Here is a 26,867-nt window from a genome sequence, read left to right on the forward strand (position 1 = left end):
CCTTATGGCCGTATGCCTCTGTAAAAGTCGTTGGTATTGATGCACGGCAAAGTATCCCGCCCGGCCGTACACGTGTGCTATAATAAAATGATGAACACAAGAGGCCGGGGTGGAACACGGATGAGCTATACACCAATGATTCATCAATATTTGGACATTAAAGCGCAGTATCCGGACGCTTTTTTATTTTTTCGTCTGGGTGATTTTTATGAACTTTTTTTTGATGACGCAGTGAAGGCTTCAAAAGAGCTGGAAATCGCACTGACGTCGCGCAATGGGGGCAAGGATGAATACATACCGATGTGCGGTGTGCCCTATCATGCCGTCAAACAATATATCAAAGTCCTGATCGACAAAGGGTACCGGATTGCGATCTGCGAGCAGATGGAAGATCCGAAGCTTGCCAAGGGTATGGTGAAGCGGGAAGTCATCCAGATGATTACGCCGGGCACTATTATGGAAGATGGATCGCTTGAACCGAAAAAGAACAACTATTTGGCAGCGCTCAGCGTATTTGGCGACGGCTCGTTTGGCTATGCAATGAGCGATCTGACAACCGGTGAAACAAAAGTGACGATGATTTCCACCTGGGATGGTGTGGTTGCGGAGCTGGATGCCAATGATGTCCGAGAGATTGTGCTTGATCCTGCCCTTGATCAGGATAAGAGGAAATGGCTGACGGACAGGCTGAATGTGACTCTGTCGGAAGATGCCAACGATGCCGTACCTGAACAGCTGAAAGCTATCGCTTCAGGCATTGATCAGGAAAAATTGCTGCGACCGCTTGGCCGGTTGCTGAACTATCTGGTTACGACGCAGAAACGGTCACTGGATCATCTTCAGCAGGCTGATGTTTATCACATCAATGAATATATGATGATCGACCCACACTCCCGGCGTAATCTTGAATTGACTCAGACGAATCGTGACAAAAAGACATATGGCTCGCTACTGTGGCTGCTTGACGACGTTAAGACGGCAATGGGCGGCAGACGGCTAAAACAATGGATTGAAAAGCCGCTTCTGAGTGAAGAAAAAATCGAGGAACGGCTTGCCGCGGTTACCGCGCTGAAAGCACATATGCTGGAACGCGAGACAGTGCGAGCGTCGCTGAATGAAGTGTACGATCTTGAACGCCTGGTCGGAAGGGTTTCTTTCGGTAACGTGAATCCGCGCGAAGTACTCCAGCTGAAACGGTCACTGGATCAGGTGCCGGCGATCAAAAAAACGCTTGCGGAAATTCCGGATGAGTCGCTGGAAGCGTACGGAAATGAAATGGATCCTTGCGAAGCTGTCCGGTCGCTGATCGGGAGGGCAATTGTTGACGATCCGCCTTTTTCTACGGCAGACGGCGGAATGATCAGGAAAGGATACGATGAGACTCTGGATCGTTACCGCGATGCTTCGAAGAATGGTAAACGCTGGATCGCTGAGCTTGAAGCGAAAGAGCGGCAGGAGACAGGCATTAAATCACTGAAAATCGGTTATAACCGCGTATTTGGCTACTATATTGAAGTTTCCCGTCCCAATCTGAAGCTGCTACCCGAAGGCCGCTATGAACGGAGACAGACCTTATCCAATGCCGAGCGCTTTATTACTCCGGAACTTAAAGAAAAAGAGCGGGTTATTCTGGAGGCAGAAGAAAAGCGGGTCGGTCTTGAATATCAGCTTTTCAGTGATGTGCGTATGAAAATCAAAGAATATGCGGTCGGGCTGCAAAAATTGGCCCGTCTGGTCAGCGGACTCGATGTCCTGCAGAGTTTTGCTTCGGTCAGCGATAAGAACGGTTATATCCGCCCTGACTTTTCAAAAGACCGGATGCTCTCGATAAAAAACAGCCGCCATCCCGTCATTGAACAGGTGATGAAGGACGGGGCATTCGTCTCTAATGATATACATATGGACAAGGCCTGCGATATGCTGCTGATCACCGGACCGAACATGGGCGGAAAAAGCACCTATATGCGCCAGGCTGCGCTAACCGCCATTATGGCTCAGATCGGCTGTTTTGTTCCGGCTGATCTGGCCGTTCTGCCGATCTTTGACCAGATTTTTACCCGGATCGGCGCGGCCGATGACTTAGTCTCCGGGCAGAGTACGTTCATGGTTGAAATGGATGAAGCCAGATATGCCCTGACTCATGCCACACAAAACAGTCTGATTTTGCTTGACGAGATCGGACGCGGGACGTCAACTTATGACGGGATTGCGATTGCCCAGGCGATTGTGGAATACATTCATCAGCATATTTCTGCCAAAACATTTTTCTCGACACACTATCATGAATTGACTTTTTTGGAGGATAAACTACCCAGACTGAAAAATGTTCACGTCGGTGCCATTGAAGAGCATGGCAATGTGGTTTTTCTGCACAAAGTTCTGGACGGCCAGGCTGATAAAAGCTACGGCATCCATGTTGCAAAGCTTGCCGGGCTTCCAGCCGATTTGATCGAACGAGCAGACGAGATTCTGAAGGGACTGGAGAAGGAGAAGGGGACGGGGACGGCTGAACATTCCAGTCAGGCTCCAGCTGTCGTAGAAGAAACTGCTGCAGCTGAAGAATCTTCTAGCGCTGACACCGAGGACGGTGAACCGGAACAGCTTGATCTGTTCGGAAGTCCTGAGACCAGACGCAGTGGCAAAGCGATGAATCGCCGCGAACAGAAAGTCATTCATGAGCTCGGAAAACTGGATCTGATGACGATGACGCCAATGGATGCGATGAACCGGCTGTTTACGCTCCAGAAAGAATTGAAAAAATGAAGTTTTGCCGAGTTGATTTGAAAGAAGGGGTACGAATTGGGTGTAATCCAAAGACTAAGTGAATCACTGGCCAACAAAATCGCAGCTGGAGAAGTGGTCGAACGTCCAGCGTCAGTCGTCAAAGAGCTGGCAGAAAATGCGATTGATGCCGGAGCGACATCAGTCAAAATCGACATCGAAGAAGGCGGCCTGAAAGCGATCAAAGTGACAGATAATGGACGCGGTTTTGCACCTGAGGACTGCCTGATCGCTTTCGAGCGTCATGCGACAAGCAAGATTCATGAGGATTCCGATCTCTTTCATATACACACACTCGGCTTTCGCGGTGAAGCACTGCCAAGCATCGCGGCTGTCTCATACCTGGAACTGAAAACTTCGGACGGCGTGAATTCCGGCACACACCTTGTTCTTCAGGGCGGACATGTTATTCAGTCGGGCCACACGCAGAGCCGGAAGGGAACGGAAATAACCGTTAGCCGTCTTTTCTACAATACGCCGGCAAGGCTGAAATACTTGAAAAGCATTCACACTGAACTTGGAAAAATCACTGATGTGGTTGACCGAATGGCATTATCATACCCGCATGTCCGTTTTATCTTGACGCATGATGACGGTAAAGCTGTTTTCCAGACAAACGGCAGCGGTGAACTGAGCCATGTGCTGGCCTCGATTTACGGTATCCGGACGGCTAAAGCCGCTGTACCGTTTTCCGGTGATTCCATGGACTTTCATATCGAGGGACTGGCTGTGCATCCGCAGATTTCCCGCGCCGGCCGCCAGTACGTCTATATCTTTGTCAATGATCGCTTTATTCGTAACTACCCGATCTTTAACAGTATTTTGGAGGGCTACCATACTTTGCTGATGGTCGGGCGCTATCCGATCTGCGCGATTCATATTAAAATGGATCCTTCGCTGATTGATGTCAACGTTCATCCGGCCAAACTGGAAGCCAGAATCAGCAAAGAAAAAGATCTGTGTGAACTGATCACAAAAACGATCCGTGAAGCTTTTCACCGGCAACGACTGATACCGTCTGTCGACACAAGGGAGCGCCAGCTGCGTCCTCAAAACACCCAGCAAGCGATGGATTTCTCTCCTGACGTCGCCATTGGACCGGATCTTTCTGACGATCATGCTCCTTTCTTCTCATCAGATATGCAATCTATCAGCGGCGAAGAAATTTTTCCTGAACAGGTGCATGAATCCGGAGCAGAAGAATCAGTTGAAAACGAATCTTATCATCAAACTGCGACTACAACTGAAGCGGCTGATCTTAATGGATTTTCAGATGATCACATTCAATCAAACGAAGAACCTGAACCTGCTCGGCGCATGCCGAAACTTTATCCAATCGGACAGATGCACGGCACGTATATTTTCGCCCAAAATGAAGAAGGCCTCTATATCATTGATCAGCACGCCGCCCAGGAACGGATCAATTATGAATATTACCGCGAAAAAGTGGGTGAGAATGCCCGTGAAGTTCAGGAACTGCTTGTCCCGATGACTTTTGAGTTCTCAGATTCAGAATATGAAACCGTGATGGAATATCACGATTATCTGAAAGAGATCGGACTCGATTTCGAACCCTTCGGCGAGCGTTCATTGATCGTCCGTTCACACCCGACCTGGATGCCCAAAGGCCGCGAACCTCAGCTGATTGAGGACACCGTCCAGCAGCTGATTGAAGGCGGAAAAGTCTCAATTAAAAAGCTGCGTGAGGATCTGGCCAAGATGATGTCCTGCAAGCGGGCGATCAAAGCCAATCATTATCTACGTCCGGATGAAATTCAAGCACTGCTTGATTCGCTCAGCAAGGCGAAGGACCCCTTCACTTGCCCGCACGGCAGGCCGGTACTTGTGCACTTTACCCCCTACGAAATGGAAAAGATGTTTAAACGTGTGCAGTAAGGAGGTTCTTGAGAGGGGTATTGTCTATCCGCTCCCATTTTGCCCCCAGAAATATTATTTATCGAGATAAGCCTGAAGATTTGTGACAAGTTCATTCTCCAGATTACGAGTGAAGTGAACATATACATTGACGGTCATTGTAACATCTGAGTGACCTAATCGCGTGCTTACAGACTGAATATCTGCGCCGCTTTCAAGAAGCATAATTGCATGCGTGTGGCGCAGCCCATGAGGTGTGATGTGATGGAGGCTTGTCTTTATCTTTAGCTAGGATTAAATTAATCACCTTGTTGACGCCGTATTCACCCATCTCACGACCGTTTGGAATGATGAGCATATAATCAGAATCAAAGTAGATTTTATGTTTCATGCGCTGCTTTTTTTGCCAAGTCTGATGCGGCTTTAACTGAGCGACGAGTGTGTCATCAACGGCAATTGTGCGGATGCTGGTTGGTGTCTTTGGTGGATGGCGGCCGGTCTTGTCGCGTGACTTCGTGATCTTGATTCGCTTGTGTGCCAGGTCGATATCGTTCCACTTCAGGGCGAGCATCTCGCCTTTCCGCATGCCCGTTCGTAAAAACAGAGAAACCATGATAAATTGTGAAAAGGGGATGTTGCCGCCGCATTCATGAAGATGCTGACTTCTTCTATAGAGACAGCAAAGAGAAAAGTTGCTAAGTACGGTGAAGGAGAATTGTTTTAAAGTGAGAGAATTCTGCACGAATATATCAAGTTAGCTCTTTATGCAGCCTTTTACAATTTGTTTATGGGGAGTATGAAAGATGATTATTAAAGCATCAGTAATGGCTGGGCGCAGATTAAGAGCGGTACCGTTCATGTGTATGTCGGAGCGAAGTTTTTAAAGAAGAAATGACATAATGAAAAAGCCCGGGTCACCGGGTGTACATAATAAGCTATAATGATCCTAAAATATTTATGGAGTAGAGCAAATATGGATAAAACGGATTGAAGTACTTTAATTTTAGTCGGTGGCTATATTGTTCCATAAAAAGAGGGAAGACTTTTTATGTTTAAAAACAAGAAACTGAGTCGGAAAGAGTATGAAGATACAATTCTAGAAAAAGTCTATGATCTTATCCTTGATGAACAAACAAAAGATGATGAACGCGACGAGTTAATTACTTTTAAAAATGATGTTGGAAAAGGCAAAGATTTTGAAAGACAACTAATGAATTTAGCCGAAGGGCTCCGACAAATAGCCGTTAAAGGAATAACAGCTCAAACTAAACTAAGTCCTCGGGTTGGTGAATTTTATATGGAAATTTCAACCACGGGATTGCTTAAAAGAAATCTAGCTAATGGAATTGCTGCAACGGGAATAATTTTTCATTAGAGACAATTTTCTAAGCCGAACAATTTCAATATCTGTGCAAAAGAAGGTAAACTGCTTAACGCGGGCTCCTTTTTCATACATAATAAAAGCCGGTCATTGACCGGTAAATACGCTTACCTTTTATGAAAATCTTATTTGTAAAGACCTTCTTCAATCCTATCATGAACAAAATCATTATTTGGGTCAATTTCAAGGACCTTTTGGGCAATTTTCTTTGCTTCTTCATCGCTTACCATTTCATCAGGCTCATAGTTAAGTCGTAATAAATTGCAAAGAAGCTCTGGATATAGTGGGTCTTTTTCATTACTTAATTCCAACGCTCTCCGTGCATGGTAAAGTTGAACATCTGGTGCTCCATCAAAATTATTTAAGATAAAAGCAAATATGTTATATAACATATTATGCAAAACAGGCGATTCCTTTTCTAGTAAAAGATTGAGAATGACAGTATACCAAATCAAATTATCATTATCGCTGTCGATAAACTCGACGATGTCATCATACAAGTTTGCCGGACTTAAGTTTCTAGCATATGGAATCGCTTTATTAAGCTCGTGATTTTTTAATAACGTGCCTAATTTATTCATTTTCTTTTCACCCACGCATCAGATATTATTGATTTTCCGTCCATATTTCTATAAGTAACTTGTATATATTCATTATGATATTTGTATATCTTTATGAATATCTGATTTTTTCTAGAGCAGTTTTTCCATAAGGTTCTGGCTTCCCTTTCTCAAAAGCCGTCTGCACATATTTTTTAACATGTATTCTCGGTAATCTTTGCCCAAAGATGTTTTGGTTTAGTTATTTTGTTCTGCGTTTTGTGCTAGGCTTGGAGTAAGCCATTATAAAATCTGCCTCTTTCATTTAGAGTTTCGTCGCTCTAATGATAACACCGGATTTTATGATGGTGTTTTATTATCCCAACCTAACTCGCTAATTTGATTTTACAACTGGCCCTATTAATTTTTTTGGCTATCCTTAATAAAAATTATTGAAAAAAAAGTAGAAAATTCATTTACTTTATTTAACAACGGTTGTATGATGATGTAAAAATGATATCACTTTTATATCATGGAGGGATTTTGAAAGAAAAATCCATTTTTAAAATGAATGGTTTTGTAGCACCTTGTCCTTGCGCGTTAATATGCATTATTGGTGGGATTTACTTAGTCATTAATAACCTATCTGTTGGAGGAAAAATAGGCGCGATCGTAGTGATTACTCTTGGCTTAATCATTGCGTGTAATGAATTTTACAAGCGAAAAGTTAAAGGCAAATGATTTAGAAGGAAATCCAATTGAAATTGCTTTAGTGGTGGTTTATAAAGTTAATGATTCAGCTAAAGTATTGTTTGACGTTGAAAACTATGAAAAATTTATTCAAATCCAAAGTGAAACAGGAATTCATCATATTGCGAGTAGATATGCTTATGATTTGTACGAAAATGTTGGCGAAGATACCCTAACTCTAAGACAAAACAGTGATGAAATTGCAGAAGTTCTTGTTAATGATTTACAAAAGAGACTGGATGTTGCCGGTGTCAGTGTGATTGAATCCCGAATTATGCATCTTGCTTATTCTCAATAAATTGCAGCTTCTATGCTTCAAAGACAACAAGCGAATGCCGTTTTATTTGCTCGTAAAGTGATTGTTGACGGAGCAGTGGGCTTGTAAAAGCAGCGATTGAACAGCTTCAAGAACAGGAAATCGTCGAGCTGGATGAAGGAAAAAAGGCACAGATTGTCAATAATCTAATGGTAGCTATTGTTTCGGAGAAGGGAACACAGCCTATTATCAATACTGGGAGTATTTATTAAGGTTGTGATGTAAATGAGTAAACGAAAAGCATTTCCGTTACGGATTGATCCACACCTATACGAAGTCCTAGAAAAATGGTCACAGGACGAACTGCGAAGTGTGAATGCCCAAATAGAGCTAATTTTAAAAGAAGCGGCAAAAAAAGCTGGAAGAATCAAAAAGTAATAATATCATTTGATGGGGTTGAAGCCCTGCTCTCAATCAATAATAAGATTTTACGAAGTAAAGCAGCAAAAAATCTGTGAATCAAGTTTTGTGAAACAAAGCATAGGAGGTAATATGATGCTAAAAATCACAGGGGTATCGAAGCGCTTTGGCGAGAAGGTCGCAGTGGATGCGCTTGATATGACCGTCGCGGGTGGCGAGGTGATGGGGCTCATTGGGCAAAATGGCGCGGGTAAGACCACAACTTTTCGGATGATTCTCAACTTTATCAATGCGGACAGCGGCAGCATCAGCTGGGACGGGGCGCCCATCACGCAGGCGTTTAAGCAGAAAATTGGCTTTCTACCGGAGGAGCGCGGGCTATACCAGAAGATGACGGTCGAGGATCAGATCGTCTATTTCGCGCAGCTGCACGGAATGAAGCGCGCGGACGCTCGGGCGAAACTCAATAACTGGATGACGCGGCTTGAGGTCGTGGGGAAAGCTACGGATAAGGTGCAGGCGCTCTCCAAGGGAAATGCGCAGAAGGTGCAGTTCATCGCGACACTGATTCACGAGCCAGAGTTTTTGATTTTGGATGAGCCTTTTACGGGGCTTGATCCAGTCAATACCGAACTCCTTCGCAATGAAATCAAGCGGATAAAGGAGCAGGGTTCGGTGGTTATCTTCTCCAATCACAATATGAGCGATGTGGAGCTTCTTTCGGACAATCTGACGATGTTGAAAAATGGCAAGACCGTGCTGCAGGGAGGTGTGCAAGCCATTCGCGAGTCCTATGGTCGCACGCGGGTTTATCTGGAATCGGATATTTCCGATGAAGAACTACGCGACTTTGCAGGCGTACAGTCGATCAAAAAACAGGCGGGGGGTCGTGTGGTGAAAGTCGCTGACGAGGCGGTCGGACACGAGATTTTCAAGCGCGTGAGTGCGTCTGGATACGTGCAAGCCTTTATGCAGGCGCCGCCGACATTGGATGAGATTTTCCGGATGAAGGTGGAACACGACCAGAGCGTTCAACCGTCGGGTAACGAGAGCATTGGAGGTGGCAAATGATGAATCAACTCTGGCTTGTAGCCAAAAACGCTTATCTGAAGCGGCTGAAGTCCTTTAGCTTTTGGGCGCTGGTTATTGGACCGCTCCTTGTGCCTATTATCTCCATCGGAATCTCCTATCTGAACGGCAGTCACGCCACTCCGAAGCTCGCTGTGGTGAATGAACCGGCTCTCGTTCAAGCGCTGAAGCAGGAGAAGTCGATTGATGCGACGATTTCTGAGGTGCCGAGCAAATCTGAGGCGCAAAAGCAACTGAATAATCATGATATTGATGCTTTTCTTACCTTTGATAACAGTACGGAGAAGTTTCAACTGACGGCGACTTCAAAGACGGCTGGGAAATTCGATGAACCGAGTGTTCGGACGGCACTGACGCAGCTCTTGATTGTGAAGCGTGCAGCGCAGGTGCATCTGACGAGTGCAGAAGCCACAGCCCTCTTGCAGCCCGCTCAGCTCTCGATGGTCACTCAAAATGCTGGTGGCAAAACGCTTAACACAACACAGATTGGGGCTAATAGCCGCCTTGCGATTTTCACAGTCATTGTCATCTTTATTTTCCTGACTCTCTACACGGGCGTCATTTCGCAGGAAATCGCGAATGAGAAGTCGAATCGCATCATGGAAATACTGCTCGCCGTGACTTCGAGCCGCGTGCAGTATTATGGTAAGACACTTGGCGTGATGCTGCTTGCGCTTACGCATATCGCAATTTACGCGGTCAGTGGAACGGCTCTATACTTTGGTTTTAAAGACAATAGCGTCGTTAAGCAGGTGACCTCGATGGTGGCGGGGCTGAACGTAGGCTTTCTCGTTTATATTGCCTTGATGACCTTTATCGCGGTAGTGGGCTTCCTGCTTCTTGCGTCCATCATTTCCTCCCTCATCAACGACCAGAGTCAAGCTCAGCAAGCCACGCAGCCTGTGGTCTTTTTAAGCGCGATTGGCTATATTGCGAGTTTCGCGCTGACCGCGAATCCGAGCAATGTTGTGTTACAAGTAATATCCTTTATTCCCTTTCTTTCACCGACCATGATGCCGACGCGCTTCGCGAATCAGGCTGTGGGAGCGGGCGGGGCTTGGATAGCGCTTTTGCTGCAGGTCATCGCTGTGGGCTTGGTCGCCTACTTCGGTGAACGCGTTTATTCGCGAAATGTTCTGTCGTATAGCGAAGGCAACCTTATTCGGCAGCTTTTCCGCAATATTCGCGGGGAACGACGCGGTTCAACTGTTATAGCCTCAACGCTCGAGACGAAAAGCGGCGGTCTCAAAGCGAGCAATGGCGGTGGACGCCAGAGCCTCAATAAGCGATTTGGTATACGCAAACGGTTGATAATTGCAGGAATCATCATCGTGGTTTTAATCCGCCTGTTTCTGAAAAAATAGAAAGTAAATAAACACCTTAAAGATTCAAAATACAAAACTTTTGAGTTTTTTTGTGGTATTTGTGGTAAAAGATAGAAATATTTTGTATTTATGCAGGGAATTTTTCAATAATATGTGGTGAAGTTATTGCTACCAGTAATTTTGCGAAATGGAAGACAAAAGAAGAATAAAACATTCCTTATCCTTATAGGTAGCTAAAACATCTTCAACTAACGGAGTGTTTCACTTAAATAACGATCGGGCGCAATTGTTTAGCAATACCATTACCAAATGATCAACATTTTTTATAAAAACGGAACTTAGATCTGCAGTAAAGAATCCATTTTGATCTTTTTTCAAAATGGATTCTTTTGTTATCGTAAAATATTGCTAGATTGCAATAATGATTAGCCACATGGACATCCGGCGAGCTGAGCTGCTTTTTGAACGCCTCAGCAAATGATGCGGGTGTTTTTGATAACTTGGAATTGAGCCATTTATAGGCAAAATGATCGCATAGAAATGAGCCACATGATTTCCAATTTTTAGCCCATCTTTCCTATGATAGAAAAGTAACCAGCAATTCTACATAAGGGAGAGGGAAAAAAGGATGATCGATATGGCTCTCTATGATCGTATCAAAATTATGAAGGAGGTTGAAGGCCTTTCTCAACGTGAGATTGCGAGAAATTTAGGGATTTCAAGAAATACGGTGAGTAAATATCTCAAACAGAAGGAGCCTCCGACCCTTGCGGTTCGGCAACGTTCGTACGGGAAGAAAGAATACTCAGAGGAAACTCAACGCATTCTGCCCGTCATCGATCAGTGGCTCCTTGAGGATCAAAAACACTGGGTCAAACAGAAACATACGGCGGCGAGAGTTTATCAACGATTGGTCGAAGAATACAACTTCAAAGGATCTGCCTCTAACATTCGTAAACTCGTTGCTCGGAGAAGGCAAAAACAGAAGGAGGTGTTCATCCCCCTTGAGTTTCAATTGGGCCTTCAATTCCAGTTCGACTGGGGTGAGGCGGATATCATCCTGAGCGGGCGGACGCAGAGAATCTTTTTGTTTTGTCTCCAGCTCTCATCTAGCCGTTTACGTTTTGTCCGAGCCTATGCCCATCAGAAACAGGAGGCTTTTTTGGATGGCTTTGTACACGCTTTTGAATTTCTGGGAGGTGTGCCGGTCGAAGGCCTCTTGGACAATTTGAAAACAGCCGTAGAGAAAATTCTGGAGGGCCGGCATCGCCTGGAACAGGAAGCGTTTATCGCGCTCCAGGCGCATTACGGATTCAAAGCCACATTCGCCAATCCCCGAAGGGGAAATGAAAAAGGCCGGATTGAAGGAACGGTCGGTTATGTCCGGCGTAACACACTCGTTCCTTTTCCAGACGTACAGTCCCTGGATGAGCTGAATGACTACCTTCTGGAGTGGTGCCAGAAAGAAGCGGAACACGTCCGTGTTCCGCATACCGATGAAACGGTGGCCCAGGTTTGGGCCAGGGAAAAGCTGACGCTCCATCCCCTACCGGAAACACCGTTTGAAGCCTGCCAACTGGTGTCCTGTCAGGTCAATCAGCTCTCCTTAATTCATGTGGAAACGAATCAGTATTCCGTTCCTTGCGTTTATGTGGGACAGGCCGTCTGGGTCAAGAAGTTCGTGGATCATCTGGTCATTGTGGCTCAGAATCAAGTGATCGCGGAGTATCCTCGTTCTTACGAACGAAATCAGCTGTTCACCCGTCTGGATCACTATCTGGAGGCGCTTCTGAAAAAACCGCGTGCCATCCGAGATGCGCTCCCCTTTCAGAGTCCGCAGATCCCTGAAGTTTTCCGGCAATTTCACCGCAAAATGCGTGAGGCTGAAGGCGCAGCTGGAGACCGCAAATTTATTCGACTTCTACTCCTTCACCGGGACTTGGGTATGGCCACATTGACCGAGGCACTGACCGAAGCGGAACGAAGGCAGAACTTCACGTACGAAGCGGTTTATGAAATCATTCAACAGGTGACCGGCAATGTGACTCGCCTGGCTGGCCAAACTTCGGAAGCCCTGCAGGGCTACAAGGTGAAAGTGACCGATATTAGTCAATACCGACAACTGGTAAGGGGGTGAACGAATGACCACGGAACTTTTATTAGATCATCTGACACGTCAGCTTAGAATGCCAACTCTGGCCAAACAGTACCGGTCTCTGGCACGAGAAGCGGAAGAACATAATCTGCGTTACGAGGACTACCTATTGGCCTTGCTTGAAGCTGAAGCTCAGAGCCGGGAAGAGAATCAGCGTCAGAGACGATTGAAACAGGCCCGCTTTCCCGTGCATAAAACGCTGGACACCTATGATTTCAGCCTGATGCCCAGTTTAAACCGAAATCATTTTCTTACTCTGGCGAAAGGTGAGTTCGTTCAAAAGAAAGAGAATGTGATCTTTCTCGGCAACAGCGGTACCGGAAAGACCCATCTGGCGATTGGCCTGGGTATTGAAATGATTCAAAACGGTTTTAAAACCAAATTTATCACGGCGTCTGAATTAGTCGAAGAGCTGCTTACAGCCTATGAGGAGCAGAAATTAAATGCGCTAGAGAAAAAATGGTTGAAGTTGGATGTGGTCATTGTAGATGAACTCGGCTATGTCCCCTTCTCCAAAACCGGGGCTGAGCTTCTGTTCCAATTCTTCTCAAGCCGATACGAGCGGGCCAGTCTGATTCTGACAACCAATCTGGAATTTAATGAATGGACGAGCTTGTTTGGCGATGAAAAGATGACTGCCGCACTCCTTGATCGGGTCACGCATCGCTGTCACATTCATCTGCTTAATGGGGAATCCTACCGATTCAGGCAGAGTATGAAACGGCAAGAAGACAAAGGGTAAGCCTGGAATTAGCGAAGGTTTAAGGGGGCAATGGCCCTCCCCGGGCCATTGCCCCCTTAAACCCATATTATCCCATTAATGGTATTTCAGTTTCATAAAGTGGCTCACTTTTAATGTGATCACTCTGGCTCAATATCATATTGACAAAAACAGCGGGTAATAAAATTGATGATAGCAGTTGGTGTGGCGGCAGGCAGATGCTATCTATAAAAGCATTTAAACCTCCAGGCAAATTAGGTTATTCACAAAACTAATAATATTAGCTATAATACTAATAAAAGTAGTAAAGGGGAGTCACATGCGATGAAAATCACACAAGAAGATTCTGTTTATCAACTCACTTTCTTTCCGGCCCTGTTTCCTGTCAATTGTTATTTAGCGGATGAAGGGACTACTTTAACGTTAATCGATGCCGCCTTGCCGTTCAGCTATAAAGGAATTCTGAAGGCTGTTGAAAAAATCGGCAAACCGATCACACGTATCGTATTGACGCACGCCCACAGTGATCATATCGGTTCTTTGGACAGACTTAAAAAGCTGCTGCCCGATTGCGAAGTGATAATGTCCGCGCGGGATGCGAAACTTTTGAAGGGGGACGCGACATTGGAGGAGGATGAGCCGCAAACACCCGTCAGGGGCGGTGTGCCCAAACCGGGTCAAATTCAGACGACACCCGATACTTTAGTTTCCGAAGGCGATATAATCGGATCTTTTCAGGTGATTGCATCCCCGGGGCATACTCCCGGACACATCGCCCTGTACAATGAAAAAACGAAGGTGCTGATTGCCGGCGACGCTTTCCAGATAAGGGGAGGGGTAGCTGTTTCAGGTGAGGTAAAGCCCTTGTTTCCTTTTCCTGCTTGGGCTACATGGAATAAAGAAGCTGCTATCCAAAGTGCGATTAAGCTCAAAGATTTGTCCCCAAATTTATTATGCGCGGGACATGGGAAGCTATTGAAACATCCTAAAGGAATCATGATACACGCAATTCAACAGGCTAAAAAAGCTTTGAAAGGCAGAACAAAATGAGAGCAAAGGTTACAAGACAAGCGATTCTCCAAGTCAGCGAAAAAATTGTCAATCAAGAAGGATATGAGGCTCTGACCCTGGCAAAAGTTGCAAAAACATTGGAAATTAAGACACCGTCACTGTACAATCATATTTCAAACTTGAATGATTTACGAAAAGAGCTGACCCTTCATGCTCTAAAACAACTTGATCATGAGATCATGACCGCCGCTGTCGGGAAGTCGGGTGAGGAGGCACTGAAAGCAATCGGGTTCGCTTATATTTATTTTATGAAGGATAATCCCGGATTATATGGAGTGGTCTCAAGTGCACCTGACCCACAGGACACGAAAATCGATAGAGTGAGTTCAGATATTATCGCCACTATTTTGCGGGTGTTGGAACCGTATCATCTGAGTGAAGAGAAAGCGATTCATTTCGTCAGAGGATTGCGCGCGCTTTCACATGGATTTAGTACTCTTGAGAGACAGGGAGGGTTCAATATCGACGTCCCTCTCAATGAATCGATTTCCATTGCCTTTGATACCTTTATTAAAGGCATGTTTGCAACATTGCTAGACAGTCAAAAATTATAAGCTACTATGAAATCAGTAATTTGTCGTTCGCTTCAGATATTTCCTGCTGAATCAAGACGAATAAATAGCTGATGTTTGGAGATTGCGTATTCAAGTCCTATTGGATAACCATTCAGCCCACACAGCAAAAGAAACACGCGCCTATTTGGAAATCGTACCGAATCGATTTGTATGCTTTAGATTAAAAAGATCAAGGGAACGGCCAATGCCATCAACAATTAACGAACTTTTGGCTTTGTTAGATCATCATGTTTTGGCTCATGCCCATTTTGAGGGCATACAAATGGGGCATGAATCATCTTGTTCGAATGACGAAACTAATCTGAGAATTATAGGATTAATGGTTGTATGATGGATTAACGCTTCATTCAATGGAACGAGGCTCAAATATTTTCTATTCAGACGTTCAGCCTTTTCTTGGTTTTGAGTTATGATAAAACAAGGTGAGATTATTTAGTCTCTCTGATTCAGATCATTGGAGTGATGAGGTTGCCGAATCGAATAATGATCGCAGATGATGACAGGGAAATTGTCGAGATCATATCTGATGCGTTAATGGACGAAGGGTTTCTCGTTAGCCGTGCTTACAATGGTTCACAGGTTCTCGATCTTATGCAATCTGAAAAGATTGATGCCTTTGTACTCGACATCATGATGCCGGAAATGGACGGATTGGAGACGTTGAACCAAATCAGAAAAAAGACAGACGCTCCTGTGCTCATTCTCAGTGCAAGGAACCGTGATATTGACAAGGTCATAGGTCTACAAATAGGAGCAGATGATTATGTGGCCAAGCCGTTTTCGATGGATGAACTGATTGCCAGAATCAACGCACATTTGAGGCGTGAACGGAAAAGGGAGGAAGCGGACGACTTTTTGCGTCTTGGTCATATTGAGCTTCATAAATTGAAATGGCAAGCTAGCGTGAATGGGGTTCCTACCGATCTTTCTACTAAAGAGTTTCAAATTTTAAGTTACCTGATCGCAAACAAAGACAGGGCACTGACACGTGAACAAATTTATACCGCGGTTTGGAACGATAGCTATGGCGGAGATCTCAATACAGTTACCGTACATATTAAGAATCTTCGCGCTAAGCTGGGCAGTGAAGGCAACCGAATTAAAACGATTTGGGGCATTGGCTATAAGTTGGAGGGTGACGGCTGATGCGTAGATCCATCCGTTTTAAGCTCTCCATGTTTTTTCTTGTCATGTTTCTTCTGTTTGTTGCAACCCTTCTACTTAGCTTTATTATTTTCTTCAGAAATGATTTTCGCTATGATGTGGTAAAAGAAGAGCAATATTATCAAAATATGGTTTCAAAACTTGCTGACAAAGCGTCTGCATCCAAGGATGAGAAAAGCATAGAAACTCTACTTGCACCCTACGCTAATGATAGAATGCAGATCCAGTTGCTCAATAAAGAGGGAAAAGTGCTGTGGTCGTTGGGCCATTCGCCTACAATCATTGATATATCCGCAAAAGATTATATCATTACGGGAGGCGTAGTTCGATATGGCCTGCGGATAAATGGGATGAATTTGACACGCACCGAGGTATTTGAAGAGTACGCCATCAAATACCTATGGATCATCTTGCTTCTCTTTACTTTTCTGTTTTTATTGATCGCCTTTTTTCTTCACCTATCCATTACAAAACCTGTTTTAGCGCTTTACAGACGGATGGAGAACGATCCATTGAAAATGAAAATAAGTACAAAGGACTATCGACGTGATGAAATCGGTGTTTTGGAAAAAAAATTTGATCAAATGATCAATCGATTGCAAACTGTAGACAGGCAGCAGCAGACGATGCTGGCTGCCATTTCGCACGATCTGAAAACACCACTAACTTCGATCATCATTTACACCGAGCGATTGTCCTCTGGAAAAGTTTCAGATCGGAAAAAGCAGCAGCACTATTATGAGGTGATCGGTCGGAAAGCGGACGACATCAAGGATCTGATTGATAAGTTTCAAGATGCTGCCCTGTTCTCTAATTTAGATGTGCGCGCAGATTTTCAGAGCGTTTCTGCCGCAGAATTCTTCCAGTCTGTTTTTGATCCCTATACGGAAGAATGGGACGATGTGGACGCGAAACTCAGATATGAGAGCATAATAGACGGTGCCGCCATGATCCGGATTGACAAGTCATTAATTAGACGGTTAATGGCCAATGTTATCGGAAACGCCGTCAAGTACGGCGCGCAACCTCTCATTGTACATGTTTTCTTAACACAAAGTGATAACTACATAAAAATCAAAATTGAAAACAATGGTATGCAGGTTCCGGATGATAAAATACCGCTTCTTTTTGATCGTTTTTACCGCGCAGAACCATCCCGCTCACGTGAAAAAGGAGGGAGTGGACTCGGCCTTTTTATCTGCAGGGAAATCATTGAAAAGCACAGAGGTTTCATTCGTGCTTACAAGCCTTGGAATAATGATTTTGGTATTGAAATAAAGCTGCCAATCGTAAATTCTTAAAATTTCTTTATTTTTTTCTATTTTTATTTAATTTTTGATTGTTAGGATGGATGACATGGGGTAATCCCTTGGTCACCCATTCTTTATTTTTAAAGAGAGGAGGAAGTAGATATGAGTGAACCCATCATCGAATTTAAAGGAATAACCAAAGAGTACAAAATGGGGGAGGTGGTTGTTAATGCTCTTTCCGGCGTGAATTTCATCGTCAATAAAGGGGAATTCGCTATAGTAGCGGGTCCAAGTGGGGCTGGAAAGAGCACTGTGCTGAATATTCTTGGCGGCATGGATACCCCAACAAAAGGACACTTTACCGTTGACGGCAAGGAGATCAACAACTATTCACGAAAGCAATTGATCACGTACCGTCGCAAACAAATTGGGTTTGTTTTTCAGTTCTATAACTTGATGCAAAACCTGACCGCCCTTGAAAATGTGGAACTGGCTGTTGAAATTTGCGATCACCCCTTTCCGCCTCGTGATGTGCTGATGCAGGTAGGCCTGGAAGAACGAATGAAGAATTTTCCTGCACAGCTTTCCGGAGGTGAGCAGCAGCGTGTAGCTATTGCCCGCGCGCTTGCAAAAAATCCAAAGATCCTGCTTTGTGACGAGCCGACGGGTGCTCTCGATTATAACACGGGGCGTTCCGTATTAAAGCTTTTACAGGATACGTGTCGGAGAACCGACATGACCGTTGTGCTGATCACGCACAATCTGGCGATTGCCCCGATGGGTGACAGACTGATCAAGATCAAAAATGGACGTGTTGAAAACATGGAGATCAATCCTAACCCTGTCAATGTTGAAGAGATTAAGTGGTGAGTGCGATGCAAAAAACACTAATTAAAGAAGTATTTCGTGAAATTAAGGGCTCTTTGAACCGCTTTTTCGCAATCCTCGTGATTGTGACGCTTGGTGTCGCTTTTTATGCCGGATTTAATTCCATCGGTCCGGATTTATCTGCATCCGTTGCCAACTACTTTTCAAAAAGTCGGTTCATGGATCTTCAAATCCTGTCACCTGTTGGCTTTAACCAGGACGATTTAAAAGCGATACGCATGGTGCCCGGCGTCAAGAATGCCCAGCCTGTTTTTATGATGGACGCCATGCAGACGTACGGAAAACAGACCAATGTTGCGCACTTAATCTCCATACCAAACGGTAACGGGTCAAACGAAGCGATTAACTCGCTGACCCTTGTAAAGGGAAGGTTTCCGAATAATTCCCACGAGGTCGTCGTGGATCAGCAAAAAAACGGAAGCAACCCGAAGATCGGCGACCTTGTTACTTTGTTATCCGGTTCGGCGGTGAACATATCAGACAGCTTGCACGACACGAAGCTTAAGGTCGTAGGTACTGTCGATAGCCCAGCCTATTTAACCAGAGACCGGGGAACCAGCACCATCGGGAATGGCAAAGTAAGCGGGTTGGTCTTTATGCCGCAGCAGAACTTCAAGCAATCTGACTACACGGCCATTCTGGTTACCGCAGCGGATACCAACGGTTTGGATGTGTTCAGCGACGCTTATTCCAACAAAGTTTCCGCTGTGAGAGACGACTTAAATCACGTGGCAGATAGCCGGACCAAAACGCGTTATGATGATCTCGTCAGCAAGAACAATAAGCGGATTACTCAGCAGCAGAACGAATATAACGAAAAAAAGAAACAAGCGGATCAATCATTTGCTGATGCACAGCAGAAAATTGACGATTCGCAGAATAAGCTGAAAGCTGCACAGGGTCACTTGAATGCGATGGAAAGTCAAACCAATCAGCAATTTGACGCGGCTCAGGCTAAACTTGACACCGCAGCAAAGCAACTTGCCGACAGCACGGAAGAATATAACCAAAAATCCGCTTCATTTAAACAATCGGCGGCAGCAGCGCAAAATCAGTTTGCCATCGCCGAGAAGCAAATCAATGCTCTTTCGTCAAAAATTTCATCTCTGCAGAATCAGCTTAACGGACTTGAGACCAAGCTTTCTGTAGGTAAGACAAACGGAAGCCTGACACCTGCAGTGATGGAAAGGATAAACGCACAGATTCAACAAATAAAAAGTACACTGGCCACTTTGACACAGCAGCAGGAAACAGCACAGGCCAATCTCACGGCTCAGCAGAAAAAGTTCACGGCCACGCAAACGCAACTGAATTCCAGCAAACAACAGCTTGCCGACGCGACGGCACAGCTGAACGTTCAGAGGGATTCATTTGCTGCCGAACAGAAAAAGACGAAATTGCAGATTACACAAGGTCAGCAAGAGATTAACAGGCAAAAAAGTTTCATTGATCAAGCATATCAGAATCTGAAAAAACAAAAAATGGATACGAACAAAAATCTGAGCAAGGCTGAGCAGCAGATCCATGATGCCAAACAAAAGGTCAGCCAGATTACGAAACCAAGTTGGAAGATAATGAGCCGTGACGACAATACGGGCTATTCGAGTTTCCAAAGCACTGTTGACCGCAGCAATGGCATGTCCAGTATTCTTCCGGTCATCTTCTTTGCCATAGCAGCTCTCGTTTGCCTGACGACGATGACCCGGATGGTACAGGAACAGCGCACGCAGATTGGTACGCTTAAGGCTCTGGGTTACAGTAATGGGGCCATCGCGTTTAAATATCTTTTTTATTCTGCTTCGGCGAGTCTAATTGGAAGTATCATCGGCATGGTTCTTGGGTTTATCTTACTGCCGTCCGTAATATTTAAGGCTTATATGATCTTGTATTCAATGCCAGCCATGAGTGCCGGTTTTTATCCCGGTATCGCCACTACGGCACTGGTGATTTCATTAGCACTGATCACGGCAGCAACGCTGTTTACCTGTATCAGCGAGCTTCGTTCCGTCCCTTCGGCATTGATGCGGCCGGAACCGCCAAAAAGTGGGAAACGGATTCTTCTTGAGCGTATCCATTTTCTGTGGAACCGGCTGAGTTTTAGTAAGAAAGTAACGGCACGCAATCTTTTCCGATACAAAAAGCGTTTCTGGATGACGGTATTAGGCGTCGCCTGTTGCTGCGCGATGCTCGTCACTGGTCTGGGGCTTAAAGATTCTATATCCACGCAAGTTTCTCAAAGAGAATTTGGCGAGATTATGAAATACGGCATGTCCGTTCAACTGAAAAACAATGTGACTGCCAGTCAGACAGACACGATAACGCACCTTCTCAGGAACACGTCCGGGGTATCCTCGTTCATGGAAAACACCAACAAGAATATCACCGTGAAGTCGGGTTCGAAAAACGAACAGGTGAATCTCATGGTTCCGCAGCAGCCCAATCAATTTTCAAACTATTTTAAGCTGCGACAAGCACCTTCGCGCTTTGCAAGTACGGGCTCATCGATTTCCCTGTCAAATGATGGTGTTGTCATTACACAGCAGCTAGCTCAGCTGTTAAACATTAAAACGGGCGATACCCTTGTGATTGAGGATGATGCGACACATAGTCATCATTTTCGTGTTGAGGGTATAGCAGAGAATTATTTGCTGAATTATGTGTTTATGACACCCACTTTATATTCAAAAACATACGGTTCGCAAGTAGCGATCAATCAAATCTTAACGAATTTAGATACGAAGGCCTCCCATAATTCGATATCTTCGTCGTTAACGAAAGCCGATGGTGTCGCCAGCGTGTCTTTTCTGTCTGATAGTGAACAAACTTTTCAGGACACGGTTAAGAGTCTTAACGATGTGGTCTGGGTCATTATTCTGGCAGCCATCCTTCTTGAGTTTGTGGTTCTTTATACGTTGACGACGATCAATATTGGTGAACGTTTCAGGGAAATTGCCACGATTAAAGTTCTGGGATTCTATGACCGAGAAGTTTCGGCATACGTCACCCGTGAAAGCTATCTACTAACATTAATAGGCATCGTGCTCGGACTCATTGGCGGACTATTCTTGCATGCAAAGATTCTTAGCGGTATTGAAGTAGACGGCGTTATGTTTGTCAAGTCGATCCTACCGCAAAGCTTTATTGTCAGTGCCTTGCTTACCTTCATCTTCACTTGGGCTGTCAACCTGATTACAATGGTACCGCTGCGCAAGATTGATATGGTTGAGGCACTAAAAGGCAATGAGTAATACGGAACAATGCTATCAGTCCTGACATTATTGCCGATACGGATTAATTTATTAGAGAGCCAGGAAAAATATTATTCTCCTGGCTTTTTTTCTTATGTGTGCGCCTGAAAAGGGAGATAGTAGGGGAAAACGGGTAAAATGCTACTGAGGACAGCGTAAATGAACTGATCGATCGGACCAATTTATAAAATTGATTGGTAATAAATCTATAAGTATTCCTTTAATTTAAAGTATTTACGACAATAAAATTGTCGATTAACCTGTGAATAATATTATTAGTTGTTACTTTATTTCATGTGTAATAAAATAGTTACATATGAATAACACATTATCTGGCGATGAACTGTTAAATGTTTTGGAAGCATTATCGAATCCTTATCGGCTAAAAATCATTGCGATTCTTTATGGAAAAAAGCAATATGTAAGTCAACTTGCGAGAGAGCTAGGCATTAGCAGACCATTGCTCTATTTGCATTTACGCAAGTTAGAAGGTGTCAAACTTATCCGTGGCCATCATGAAATTTCTTCAGATGGCAAAGCAATGAAGTATTATGAACTCAACTCTTTTAGTATTCCATTGGATGAGCGTTTAATTGCTCAGACGGCAAGCAGTTTGACAATCAAACACAGAAGGGAGTAACGATCAGTTCTTTGCAATGAGCCATCAAAAAGGAAATAGGTGAAGGAGCTGTCAAAATGATGTTTCTATCGTTAATTATTCCTCTTGTTCCTCTTCTGATTTTTATTCTTATGATCGTCTTTGTTATTCGTGCCGTTCATCGAATGGAGCGTCGTGCGGAAGAGCGTCTGAAATTAGATAAAGAAAGCGCAACTTTACAGCACAAACAAATACAAGATATAAATGATCGTTTAACCAATATTGAAAACATGCTTAAAGAGGTGGAGTAACTTTCCGATCAGCATGATATTAAAGTACCCGAGTTGTCTACTGGAAGAAATTCTTTGCTGAGGATGATATAGGGGGACGAAATTCATTAACGAAGACTTTTCGCGGATATTCCTTACAATTCTTAAGAAATTTTCAAAAAAGGCCTACGCCCGGACACTTGCTGAACTCACTATAATAACTACAAAAAGAAAGGGGAGCATCGATGGTTGCCCAAATCGTGCCCATAGTACCGCTTATCGTTGTGATTATTGTTCTACTGTTTGTTGCTCAGCGTGCAAAAACGACGCACTTTGAGTGCCCGGTCTGCGGATGCGCCTTTAAAGTCTCCGTTTCAACATTTATGGTCGCCTTTCACATGCTGGGTAAGCACGATGTTACATGTCCCAACTGCGGATACAGAGGCCTGCTGCCACCTATAAATGATGACGAATAAATATATGGTGCAGCTGTGTCTGGATAAGGTGATTTCTTGACTTTCATCACGACCGTTCCGTCAATTCGGTTCTATGCTGCTCTAAAATTTAATTTCGGCCAGATCAATGGAAAAACGGCTTGCGAGCATATAAAAATGATAAAATAATGTAAGAGATATAAAGTTGTGGGGAGCACAGCACCCGGCGTACTGCCGGGATACATAATAAAAGCCGGCCACTGACCGGCTTTTATTATAGATTAACTCAATTCGGATGATAGGTAGGAGGAAACCTTAACCAACCTCTTTTTTCAGAGAGAATATTGATGGATTGACCAAAAATCATAACATCCGTCATGATTTTAAAAAAGATGATTTGTAAATCTGTGCGAAGACATTGGCTAAGCGCACTTGCATTCAACCCAAAGGCGGTTACCAAATTAATTTGAATCGTGTTGACGATGTCTTTTTCCGTCTGTTTGACCCCATTCGGGACATCATCAACATTTATTGCTGGTTTTTGGACGTAGCCGTCAGACGGAGAAATACTCTCAGCTTTCATAAATTCATCTAATTTTTTCTTGTGAATCAATCCTAATCTTTTGGATTCATTAATTATATTAATGACATCCTTATCTTTTGTAGCGTTCAATGCAATTTCGCAGTAACCAAGAACACCATCAAGTTGTGTTTGATACATCCAACAAGCCATAGCCTCGCCCACATGAATGGTCTTTTCTTATTGTCAGATAAGGATTTTATTGTGTTTATGGCTGATTCGGCAATATTCAAGACATTTGGCATATCATATACCCCTTTTGTGTAAGTGAATACTTTTTATTCTGTCCCATATTAAAAAGCCTACGCTGTGCATAATGTTATCTCCTTTTTTAATCTAATGCTTATAATCATCTCTCCTGTTGAAAAAAATATCTCCATGGAGTAGCGCAGGTGGGGTGGAGGTAGTTACAGTATCCCCTCACTGATTTTTAAATATTCAGTGGCCGACCTCGATGCAACTAATGTGATCTATCATGCGCCAGTGGCAATAAAATATATTGCCGGTTCTGATGGATAACTTTCTGACACTTTTCTTGGAACATAGCTGACAAGGCGCGAGAGGGCTACCAATATAAAGAACAGATTATTGACGGATTTGCTTAGATGAAGTATATTAATTGATACATCAATTAGTTTTGGAGGTGTCTATGTGTCACTATTGTTCGGAGACTGACGAATTGTTCTACCGCCTACATCTTGTCAGTAAAGAAATGAATCAGGCGTTTGAATCGATGGCGCATACTAGCTTGACTAAGCTTGAAATATTATGCAGTATCCATTCGCAGGAAGAAATGGCTCAGCTGGAATTAATCAAACGGTTAAAGCTGGATGCGGCCGCTGTTACCCGTCATCTGAAACATATGGAAGAAGAAGGATCGATTCGTCGAAGGAAAGATGACAAAGACAAGCGATTGATCTGGCTGGCCTTGACAGAAAAGGGAGAGACCGAAAGAGAACGCCTCGTTAAAATAAAGGCGATGCTTCAGAAAAAATTGTTGTCTGATTTTACAAACGAGCAAATCATTTGCGTTTCACAATTTATTGAAAAAGTGTCACAGAATATCAATAGCAGAATAGAGGTTTAAATCATGAAAGCGCAGCAGTCCATCGATTTTTTCTCAGTTCTTAATAACCGCCATTCAGTCAGAGACTATGATCCATCCTATAAAATACCGCACGAAGAAATGCTACAGATGCTTACGGAAGCAACAAGGGCTCCCTCCTCAGTTAATTTGCAGCCTTGGCGCTTTGTTGTGGTCGACGAACACAAAGAACGTTTAAAAGACCTGGTCCGTTTTAATCATTCTCAGTTGCAAACGTCATCTGCAATGATACTGATTTTAGGAGACATGAATCATTTTGATTATGCTGATGAAATATTTACAGCGGCGGTTGAGCAGAATGTAATGCCGCAGGATGTAAAGGATTATTATATGAAATCCCTGCCGGAGACTTTCGCGCAAATGACGAAACAGAAGATCAGAGAAAACACATTAATTGACGGGGGCTTAGTCGCTATGCAGCTGATGTTAGTGGCAAAAGCACATGGTTATGATACAAACCCAATTGGTGGCTTTGAACGAAAAGAAGTACTGCAGACCTTAGGCGTGGATACCGACCGGTACGTTCCGATCATGCTGGTCTCTATAGGAAAAGCTGGAAAGCCGGCGCATGATAGTGTTCGCTTACCAATTGAACGCGTCGTTTCATGGAATAAAGTTGATCAAGTAGTAGGAGAATCTCCTGCAAAAAATGGATAAAGGAAGCATTGGTGGATTTTTCTAGGTTTATTGATTTGCGATGCAAAATCAGTAATAAGAAGATTAGTAAAAGAAAAAAATTATCGTATATGCGACTTATACAGAATAACAAAGCAGAAGTTTTCAAAAAGCAGCGATCAACTGGATGAGATCGACGTGATGATTGATAGAAAGCGTACAGCAGGGGTTAAGAAAAAAATCAAGGAATAAAGTATAAAAGAGTCCGCACATGTGCGGACTCTTTTTTGGGCGCTCCAGCAGGAAATAGAACATTCAAGTGAACAATCCGTCATACAAAAAAAACCCCACGCTGCAGCGCGGGGTTGGAACAGAGGTAATTACATTATGCCTTAATTTCCCTTGAGCTATTCATCAGCAGTATCATGATCCATTTGCTGAAACTTTGCTTTTAAACGGGTCTGCTACCCGTCGCCAATTTATTTTGCTATTCGTAAAGTACAGCAATTGCAAAAAAGGCGCATAAAATGAAGTAAATTCAAATGGTGAAAGGGATGAAAACCATGATTATTGACATTGCAATTTATATAGGACTGGCTATTGGACTAATCTTGGCAGTAACGCTTTTCATTTACGTGTACGCGCGCCTGTCAGCACAACAACGGTCGGACTTTAACTTGCTGGCTGCAAAGGCAATCAGCCTTGTTGAACAGGAATACGGACCGTCAAATGGTGAGGAAAAAATGTCTGCCGCGATTGACCTGCTGGATTCGTGGATTAATAATAAGTTTCACACAAAGTTTACACCGGAACAGCTGAAAGCGGCGCTGCAGTTTGCTTTTGACAATTCTCCTCTGAAGCACCCGATAAAAAGTGCTGATAACAAATGAGTAATAAACTGTTTCTCGACATTTCCAGTTTTCAAGATTATCGGTGGTTGCTGAGTTTGGCAAGCAAAAAAGGACGGCATTTCTGCAGTTACGGTTAAACTGACTGAAGGGGTAACCTATGTCAATCCGATGGCTCGCGCAGTCAATAGCGCTAAGGCGGCAGGTTTGATTGCTCGATCGATTATACTGGCGGATTTACTTTTGTTAAGGCGGCACCCATACCGAAGAAGAAGCCTATGCCCGTCACCGCGAAAATGTCATATTATGTTAAGTCTACATTTTTGAATATACATGACGCCCCCGGTGGAAAAATCATCGTCAGGCTGAACCATAATGACAAGGTGCAGGTTGTCAATGTGGGTACGAACTGGACGATACTGAGCAGTAATAAGCACGCTGTCTACGTGCTGACGAGCACGGTTACGAGGATACCAGCGGCTAGGCCGGAATACATCGTTAAGTTGGGAGGTTCGCTTTGGGCGATTGCTAATAGCCATGGCACAACGATTCAGGCTTTGAAAACCATTAGCCATCTGACTTCAGCACGATTTATCCGAATCAGAAACTCTATTTGAAATCATTCAGGGTCCCTGGGATTGACCGGGGCATACATAAAAACATTCCCACGCCATAGCGCGAGGGTCAATACAATAGAGGTTGATCACAAGCACATTTCTATGCTTATGATCTCCATGTTTTCCATAAAGAAGGGTTGCCCTCTTTAAACTTCGCGATTGTTCGTTTCATTTTCCTGCTCCATGCCTTCCGCTTTTGCTGCTTTATCCGTGACATAAAGTGGGGGCTCAAACTGTAGTAAAGTTTCATTGAATGAATAAAAAGCTTTACGGCTAAAGAGAGTAAGTTTGTTTTATAATCAGGCACGTATAA

Annotated in this window: 25 protein-coding genes and 2 pseudogenes; 23 read left to right on the plus strand and 4 right to left on the minus strand. The window is 44.0% G+C overall.

All coding sequences use genetic code 11. The annotated features are described in order from the left end of the window. The first annotated feature begins 120 nt into the window (after positions 1-120). Both mutS and mutL read left to right on the plus strand, forming a co-directional pair. Positions 121-2,763, plus strand: coding sequence for a DNA mismatch repair protein MutS (mutS, locus tag COP04_RS09480; protein WP_100487758.1), 2,643 nt, complete (start codon positions 121-123; stop codon positions 2,761-2,763). 36 nt (positions 2,764-2,799) lie between these two features. After that, positions 2,800-4,677 carry a DNA mismatch repair endonuclease MutL gene (gene mutL / locus COP04_RS09485; RefSeq protein WP_100487759.1) on the plus strand — a complete coding sequence of 626 codons (1,878 nt, stop codon included), beginning with the start codon at positions 2,800-2,802 and terminating at the stop codon, positions 4,675-4,677. A gap of 54 nt (positions 4,678-4,731) precedes the next feature. Here the strand turns inward: mutL and COP04_RS20255 are convergent, their stop codons facing one another. Both COP04_RS20255 and COP04_RS09490 read right to left on the minus strand, forming a co-directional pair. Continuing rightward, complete coding sequence (locus tag COP04_RS20255) at positions 4,732-4,881, minus strand: site-specific integrase (protein WP_239984819.1); 150 nt, start codon at positions 4,879-4,881, stop codon at positions 4,732-4,734. Further along, on the minus strand, positions 4,871-5,398 hold the full coding sequence (locus tag COP04_RS09490) for a tyrosine-type recombinase/integrase (protein ID WP_239984820.1): 528 nt from the start codon (positions 5,396-5,398) through the stop codon (positions 4,871-4,873). The genes COP04_RS20255 and COP04_RS09490 overlap by 11 nt, the downstream gene beginning before the upstream one ends. Before the next feature lie 306 nt (positions 5,399-5,704). On the opposite strand from COP04_RS09490, the gene COP04_RS09495 reads away from it, so the two are divergent. Further along, the gene (locus COP04_RS09495; protein WP_100487760.1) at positions 5,705-6,031 is read left to right on the plus strand and encodes a bacteriocin immunity family protein; all 327 of its coding nucleotides are present in this window, start codon (positions 5,705-5,707) and stop codon (positions 6,029-6,031) included. A 131-nt stretch (positions 6,032-6,162) separates the two neighbouring features. Here COP04_RS09495 and COP04_RS09500 read toward each other — a convergent pair whose 3' ends face one another. After that, a complete protein-coding gene (locus tag COP04_RS09500; protein WP_100487761.1) occupies positions 6,163-6,618 on the minus strand; it encodes a hypothetical protein in 456 nt (151 codons plus the stop codon). Positions 6,619-7,270: 652 nt separating this feature from the next. On the opposite strand from COP04_RS09500, the pseudogene COP04_RS09505 reads away from it, so the two are divergent. The 15 genes and pseudogenes from COP04_RS09505 to COP04_RS09575 form a co-directional block, all read left to right on the plus strand. Beyond that, positions 7,271-7,854 (plus strand): annotated as a pseudogene (locus COP04_RS09505) (SPFH domain-containing protein); the annotation flags it as partial. A gap of 13 nt (positions 7,855-7,867) precedes the next feature. Continuing rightward, positions 7,868-8,020, plus strand: coding sequence for a type II toxin-antitoxin system antitoxin (locus tag COP04_RS20060; protein ID WP_193437409.1), 153 nt, complete (start codon positions 7,868-7,870; stop codon positions 8,018-8,020). Positions 8,021-8,137: 117 nt separating this feature from the next. Further along, entirely contained in the window at positions 8,138-9,073 is a 936-nt protein-coding gene (locus COP04_RS09510) for an ABC transporter ATP-binding protein (protein ID WP_162297087.1), read from the plus strand. After that, a complete protein-coding gene (locus COP04_RS09515; protein WP_157800242.1) occupies positions 9,073-10,455 on the plus strand; it encodes an ABC transporter permease in 1,383 nt (460 codons plus the stop codon). Before COP04_RS09510 ends, COP04_RS09515 begins: the two co-directional genes overlap by 1 nt. A 589-nt stretch (positions 10,456-11,044) precedes the next feature. Further along, positions 11,045-12,553, plus strand: a complete 1,509-nt coding sequence (gene istA, locus COP04_RS09520) for an IS21 family transposase (protein ID WP_100486864.1) — start codon at positions 11,045-11,047, stop codon at positions 12,551-12,553. A gap of 4 nt (positions 12,554-12,557) precedes the next feature. After that, positions 12,558-13,313, plus strand: coding sequence for an IS21-like element helper ATPase IstB (gene istB, locus COP04_RS09525; protein WP_100486865.1), 756 nt, complete (start codon positions 12,558-12,560; stop codon positions 13,311-13,313). Positions 13,314-13,616: 303 nt separating this feature from the next. Further along, a complete protein-coding gene (locus tag COP04_RS09530; protein ID WP_100487764.1) occupies positions 13,617-14,342 on the plus strand; it encodes an MBL fold metallo-hydrolase in 726 nt (241 codons plus the stop codon). After that, positions 14,339-14,917 carry a TetR/AcrR family transcriptional regulator gene (locus COP04_RS09535; protein WP_100487765.1) on the plus strand — a complete coding sequence of 193 codons (579 nt, stop codon included), beginning with the start codon at positions 14,339-14,341 and terminating at the stop codon, positions 14,915-14,917. Before COP04_RS09530 ends, COP04_RS09535 begins: the two co-directional genes overlap by 4 nt. A gap of 489 nt (positions 14,918-15,406) precedes the next feature. Continuing rightward, entirely contained in the window at positions 15,407-16,084 is a 678-nt protein-coding gene (locus COP04_RS09545) for a response regulator transcription factor (RefSeq protein ID WP_100487767.1), read from the plus strand. Next, a complete protein-coding gene (locus tag COP04_RS09550) occupies positions 16,084-17,403 on the plus strand; it encodes a sensor histidine kinase (protein WP_100487768.1) in 1,320 nt (439 codons plus the stop codon). Before COP04_RS09545 ends, COP04_RS09550 begins: the two co-directional genes overlap by 1 nt. Before the next feature lie 111 nt (positions 17,404-17,514). Then, a complete protein-coding gene (locus COP04_RS09555; RefSeq protein ID WP_100487769.1) occupies positions 17,515-18,222 on the plus strand; it encodes an ABC transporter ATP-binding protein in 708 nt (235 codons plus the stop codon). 5 nt (positions 18,223-18,227) lie between these two features. Then, on the plus strand, positions 18,228-21,488 hold the full coding sequence (locus COP04_RS09560; RefSeq protein ID WP_204988035.1) for an FtsX-like permease family protein: 3,261 nt from the start codon (positions 18,228-18,230) through the stop codon (positions 21,486-21,488). Between the two features lie 316 nt (positions 21,489-21,804). Beyond that, positions 21,805-22,128: an ArsR/SmtB family transcription factor gene (locus COP04_RS09565; RefSeq protein ID WP_100487771.1), complete on the plus strand. Its 324-nt coding sequence runs from the start codon at positions 21,805-21,807 to the stop codon at positions 22,126-22,128. A gap of 56 nt (positions 22,129-22,184) precedes the next feature. Beyond that, positions 22,185-22,397 (plus strand): hypothetical protein, encoded by a 213-nt coding sequence (locus tag COP04_RS09570; RefSeq protein ID WP_100487772.1) that lies wholly within the window; start codon positions 22,185-22,187, stop codon positions 22,395-22,397. Positions 22,398-22,600: 203 nt separating this feature from the next. Next, the gene (locus tag COP04_RS09575; RefSeq protein ID WP_100487773.1) at positions 22,601-22,831 is read left to right on the plus strand and encodes a hypothetical protein; all 231 of its coding nucleotides are present in this window, start codon (positions 22,601-22,603) and stop codon (positions 22,829-22,831) included. A 244-nt stretch (positions 22,832-23,075) separates the two neighbouring features. Here the strand turns inward: COP04_RS09575 and COP04_RS09580 are convergent, their stop codons facing one another. Further along, positions 23,076-23,534, minus strand: coding sequence for a DUF3231 family protein (locus COP04_RS09580; protein ID WP_100487774.1), 459 nt, complete (start codon positions 23,532-23,534; stop codon positions 23,076-23,078). Positions 23,535-24,048: 514 nt separating this feature from the next. Here COP04_RS09580 and COP04_RS09585 point away from each other — a divergent pair. From COP04_RS09585 to COP04_RS09600, 5 genes and pseudogenes are all read left to right on the plus strand, one after another. Continuing rightward, positions 24,049-24,456 carry a MarR family winged helix-turn-helix transcriptional regulator gene (locus COP04_RS09585; RefSeq protein WP_157800243.1) on the plus strand — a complete coding sequence of 136 codons (408 nt, stop codon included), beginning with the start codon at positions 24,049-24,051 and terminating at the stop codon, positions 24,454-24,456. Further along, positions 24,457-25,131 carry a nitroreductase family protein gene (locus tag COP04_RS09590; protein ID WP_420852788.1) on the plus strand — a complete coding sequence of 225 codons (675 nt, stop codon included), beginning with the start codon at positions 24,457-24,459 and terminating at the stop codon, positions 25,129-25,131. Between the two features lie 521 nt (positions 25,132-25,652). Next, entirely contained in the window at positions 25,653-25,979 is a 327-nt protein-coding gene (locus COP04_RS09595) for a hypothetical protein (protein WP_157800244.1), read from the plus strand. Between the two features lie 72 nt (positions 25,980-26,051). Further along, positions 26,052-26,264, plus strand: a pseudogene (locus COP04_RS20755) (hypothetical protein); the annotation flags it as partial. Continuing rightward, positions 26,261-26,554, plus strand: coding sequence for a LysM peptidoglycan-binding domain-containing protein (locus COP04_RS09600; protein ID WP_157800245.1), 294 nt, complete (start codon positions 26,261-26,263; stop codon positions 26,552-26,554). The pseudogene COP04_RS20755 and the gene COP04_RS09600, both read left to right, overlap by 4 nt. Positions 26,555-26,867: the final 313 nt, after the last annotated feature.

It is taken from the genome of Sporolactobacillus pectinivorans (assembly GCF_002802965.1).
Lineage (GTDB): Bacteria > Bacillota > Bacilli > Bacillales > Sporolactobacillaceae > Sporolactobacillus > Sporolactobacillus pectinivorans.